General features: G+C 33.4%; 4 protein-coding genes and 4 pseudogenes. 2 read left to right on the top strand and 6 right to left on the bottom strand.

The genetic code is table 11. The annotated features are described in order from the left end of the window. Nucleotides 1-10 precede the first annotated feature (10 nt). From IC220_RS08030 to IC220_RS06225, 5 genes and pseudogenes are all read right to left on the bottom strand, one after another. Nucleotides 11-266, bottom strand: a pseudogene (locus IC220_RS08030) (transposase); the annotation flags it as partial. Further along, nucleotides 249-551 (bottom strand): annotated as a pseudogene (locus IC220_RS08120) (helix-turn-helix domain-containing protein); the annotation flags it as partial. The pseudogenes IC220_RS08120 and IC220_RS08030, both read right to left, overlap by 18 nt. A 171-nt stretch (nt 552-722) precedes the next feature. Further along, entirely contained in the window at nt 723-1742 is a 1020-nt protein-coding gene (tsaD, locus tag IC220_RS06215; protein ID WP_188153619.1) for a tRNA (adenosine(37)-N6)-threonylcarbamoyltransferase complex transferase subunit TsaD, read from the bottom strand. A 66-nt stretch (nt 1743-1808) separates the two neighbouring features. After that, nucleotides 1809-2576, bottom strand: coding sequence for an HdaA/DnaA family protein (locus IC220_RS06220; RefSeq protein ID WP_188153620.1), 768 nt, complete (start codon nt 2574-2576; stop codon nt 1809-1811). A 1-nt stretch (nt 2577) separates the two neighbouring features. Further along, nucleotides 2578-3627: an AI-2E family transporter gene (locus tag IC220_RS06225; protein WP_188153621.1), complete on the bottom strand. Its 1050-nt coding sequence runs from the start codon at nt 3625-3627 to the stop codon at nt 2578-2580. A gap of 22 nt (nt 3628-3649) precedes the next feature. On the opposite strand from IC220_RS06225, the gene IC220_RS06230 reads away from it, so the two are divergent. Then, entirely contained in the window at nt 3650-3799 is a 150-nt protein-coding gene (locus IC220_RS06230; protein ID WP_188153622.1) for a hypothetical protein, read from the top strand. Then, a pseudogene (locus IC220_RS07935) lies at nt 3759-3860 on the top strand (IS5/IS1182 family transposase); the annotation flags it as partial. The gene IC220_RS06230 and the pseudogene IC220_RS07935, both read left to right, overlap by 41 nt. Nucleotides 3861-3934: 74 nt before the next feature. Here IC220_RS07935 and IC220_RS06235 read toward each other — a convergent pair. Next, nucleotides 3935-4421 (bottom strand): annotated as a pseudogene (locus IC220_RS06235) (transposase family protein); the annotation flags it as partial.

The raw sequence follows: 4421 nt of genomic DNA on the forward strand, positions 1-4421 counted from the left end.
GTGTCGACATTTATTTTAACCAAAGATATATAGAAGCAATATGGACAAAAGATAAGAAAGAAATAGCTAATTTATCATAACGAGTAGCAACCCTACGAAAATTCTTGAGTTTATTGAACATTCTTTCGATGAGATTTCTCTCTTTATAAAGCTCTTTATCGTATTCTCTTGGTGTTTTTCTATTGGAACGTGGTGGAATCAGCATTGATAGCTTCTGCCGCTTTAATCATATAATTTGCGTCATACCCTTTATCTGCAATAAGTGCTGCCATTTTCTTCACTAATCGGCAAATATTTGCGTTATGTACATTAAATAAACAGCCCAAAAACCTATGGGTCATATAGCTCCGATAGTACAGAATTATACAGAATATTTTTTCTTCCAATGTTGGTAGTTTGGACATTCTACCGTGGCATTTCTTTTTTGCTTCCATTTTTTCCCACTCTGGCCGGACTTTTTTCACGATTTTTTCGAATTCTTCTGTCGTCAAACCCGTCAATTGCCTAAAAACATTAGGTGTTTTTGCCACTTTTGCATAATTTATTGCCATTTTCTCTCACTAAAACTTTCATTTTACACGCTTTTTTTTGTTTTTCTACTTTTTTCCTCGTTTTGCAGGGGGTCTAATGTTTCTATTGACATAATTTTTAAAACTACCGGTCTCTCTATTGCTGAAGTTGAACAACTCAAATAGACCTCTCTCGAAACTCAATAGATCTTGTTAAGGCAAGATTTTCTCCAGCTCCCATCGTGATCTTGGTGGAAAATCAAGTGAGTTTGTGTAATTTTTCTGCAGTCTTTCAATTCCTGCCCAACCTACCATGACTGCATTATCTGTACATAGATGAGGAGGGGGAAAAAATAAGTTTAAGTTTATTTGTTTTTCTAATCTCTCTCGCAAAAATTCATTTGCTGCAACTCCTCCGCTAATGACAAAATCGTGGATTTTTATGTTTAAAAATTCAGCCATAGCTATTGCTTTATTCACTTTATCTAATAATATATCGCTTATGCATTCTTGAAATGAAGCACATACGTCACAAATATCTTGCTCATTCATTTCAAGCTTCTGTAACAAATTTTTCACTGAAGTTTTAATACCAGAAAATGAAAAATTGCATCCGGGGCGTTTTATCATAGCTCTTGGAAAATGAAATCTGGTGCCATCACCATTTTTAGCAAGCTTTTCGATTAATGGTCCTCCTGGATAATCCAAGCCTAACATCTTGGCAACTTTGTCAAAGGCTTCTCCTAGTGAATCGTCAAGAGTTTCCCCTAATTTAATATACTTACTCACATCCTGTGCAATCAAGAACTGACAATGACCACCTGATATTAATAGAACTAAAAATGGAAATTTTACTTCATATAGCAATCTCACTACCAATGCATGCGCCTCTAAGTGATTAACGGCAATAAATGGCTTTTTTGTTACATGAGCGATAGCTTTAGTCATCATTGTACCAACTATTAGCCCGCCTATAAGTCCAGGTCCGGAAGTTGCTGCAATTGCATCCAAGCTAGAAAAATCAAGGTTGGATTTTTCTATGGCACTTTCTATTAAGTTGCTTAAATGATTCATATGTGCGCGTGATGCTACTTCAGGTATCACACCACCGCATGTTTTGTGTTCTTTTTGTGAGAGGATTTCATGGGCAAGGATCTGTTTGTTGCTATTTACAATTGCTACAGCTGTTTCGTCGCAACTTGTTTCAACAGCTAAAATAGTTTTATTAGACATATGAATATTATACTTTAAAGTACTATAGAAGTTAAGTATCAACTATTGAAAGCAGTAGCTTTATTCTCATCTAGAGATTGTGCTTAACATGGAGCTTACAAAAGGAATTGTAATATTTGCTCCTATGGCTTTGTTATCGATTTCTTCTACTATCTTGCTAATGCCGTGAAAAGAACGCTCTATTCTTGTTAATATGTAATTGATTATCTTTAAATCAACTTTTAATTGTCTATCTGCAAATTTTTTGATTAACATAATCTTTAGCAATTCCTCACTTGCAGGTAGAATTTTTGCGCTGGCAGTTGATAATATTCTAGAACTTAGGTCTCTTAATTGAAAGTTAAGTTCTTTTGGTGAAACTGAAGAAGTAATTAGCAATCTTTTGTTATTCTCTTTCATGTAGTTATAACAGTGTAATAATGTTGTTTCATCTTGAATAGACTTTTTTTGAAACTCAATTTCTGATGGCAATTTTGTTGTTGAAGCTGAGTTACGCTCCTCAAATACATCCTGCGGTGCTTCGCTTGCACTTCTCCTCTTACCATAAATCGGTTTCAAAAGAGGTCTAATATTTTGTATATCTTCTAAAATGAAAGCGTTGCTATATCTGATGTCGCTTATAAAGTTGTGAGTATTTATAAAAATAGCGTCATTCGTCGATTGCCAAATATGAGCAAGGTGTGTTTTACCAGAACTTTTAGGCCCGAATAAGATGAGACATTGCCAAGATAAATCGCAAATTACTAGATTATATATGCTTTTATTCTCGTCTAATATGATATAATTTTTTTGGCTATAGTCGACTTGATTATTATTAAATAAGTTTAATTGCATCTCAGCCTTTTTTGTAAAATTCACTTTTACGATATTTATCAATAGCAAGATCCATTGATACACTAAACATTGCAACTATTGGAATAAAGAGTAATATTCCTATAAAACCAAAGTACGAAGCACATATAGTAATACCAATAACGATAACAGCTGGATGTATATGGACTTTTTTTCCTATTAATAAAGGAGCCAATATGTTTGAGTCTATCAATTGACCAGTTAGAAATAGCAATAAAACGGCCATGCTTTCAAACCATTCATGAAATTGAGTGACAGCACTCAAAAATCCAATAGTGGAATATAATAACGCTCCTATGTAAGGTATAAATGTTAATGCTCCTGATAAAATGCCTGTAATAATAGGATGTTTTAACCCTATAATACTTAGACCTATAGAGTAGAATATCATCATGATAATGCATACATTGACCTGTCCTTTAAGGTAATTGGAGATGATGAAATCTACCCTTAAAAAGTAATCTGCAACTTTTTCCCTATATGGAATAGGAATGAGATTGTTAGCTTTTTCTATAATTAAAGGCAAGTCATGCAATACGTGGAAAAATATCACAGGGGTAATCACCATTAATGACATTATGTAGACTAAATTCAAGCTTGAGCTTAACGCTTGAATCATAAAACTACTTGCAATTTTTAGGGTATCTAAAAAATAAGCTAAGTAATCACTATAATTTTCTGTCAAGTTTTTATCCATCTTTATGTTTAAAAATTCTAATAAAGGTGGAATTATCTTGGGTTTTAATGAAGGTATTTTGTTTACTAAAAAATTCAATATTGCTGTGATTTGTATATATATTATAGGGAGGACAAGTGTGATAGTTAGTATAAAGACTATCAGTAAAACAAGTATTATTAAAATTGTGGAATATAAGCGTGGTATTTTATATTTTTCAAGCTTGATTACCAGTGGATTAAATAAATATGCAGTAATAATTGATATTAAGCATGGAAAAATCATGGGACGCATCAAAAATAATGCACAAGCTATGAAGAGTAGTACAAAACAAATAGTTATGTGGCGTTTTTGCATCCTTCTATAACATAGTTGACTTATGAAAGAACATACAGGTTATTTTTCTAAAATTAAAGCTAATTTTATTTTTCCAGATCAAAATAAAGTAAATAAGTCAGGGCCACCTCATGAAAAGGTAAGGGTGGAAAAAAAAGAGCAAAAAAATTATTTGTACGTCATTTTCAAATAGTAGGAAACATGATTTTTGGCTTTTTAAGGAGTCAAAAGTGGCAATATTGCCGGAAATTAAGATTAGACCCCCTGCGAAACAACATAAAGAGAGTTGCTGATAAAATCCGGTAAGGAACCCCAACCCGAAAGCTCCGTGCCTCAGGTTCACAATACCAGCAATAATATTGAATCTCATGTTGTATTTCTTCTGAAAATTGCGGTAAACATTTGATATAATTTTGAATATTTTGATCTCGCGAATTTTATTTTCCACTCGCATCCTCCAGCTTTCTATTATGCTCCTTTTGCTCTTCCGTTAGCGGTTTTTTCCGGATGTGGAATTACTACATTACTTTGAACTTTTTGCCATCCTTGATAGCCGGAATCAGCATGTTTTATGCTATCTTTTGGTAACAATTTTTCCTGCTTTCGTATGCGAAAATCATGCTCGATGTGACCTTGAAACTGACAACACTTTCTTCGATCGGTTTTTATGGTCGTTGTTTTCTTTTTGCCAGAGTAACTTTTTTTACGTTTTTTGCTGTCTTTTGGTCGCTGTATCGGCTGTGCTGTAACATCTGCTAAAAATCCTTTCGGGCGTTAAGGTTCTATCCTTTTTTATGCTAATTTTTTTTGCCAAC

Source organism: Wolbachia endosymbiont of Pentalonia nigronervosa, from assembly GCF_014534705.1.
Taxonomy (GTDB): domain Bacteria; phylum Pseudomonadota; class Alphaproteobacteria; order Rickettsiales; family Anaplasmataceae; genus Wolbachia.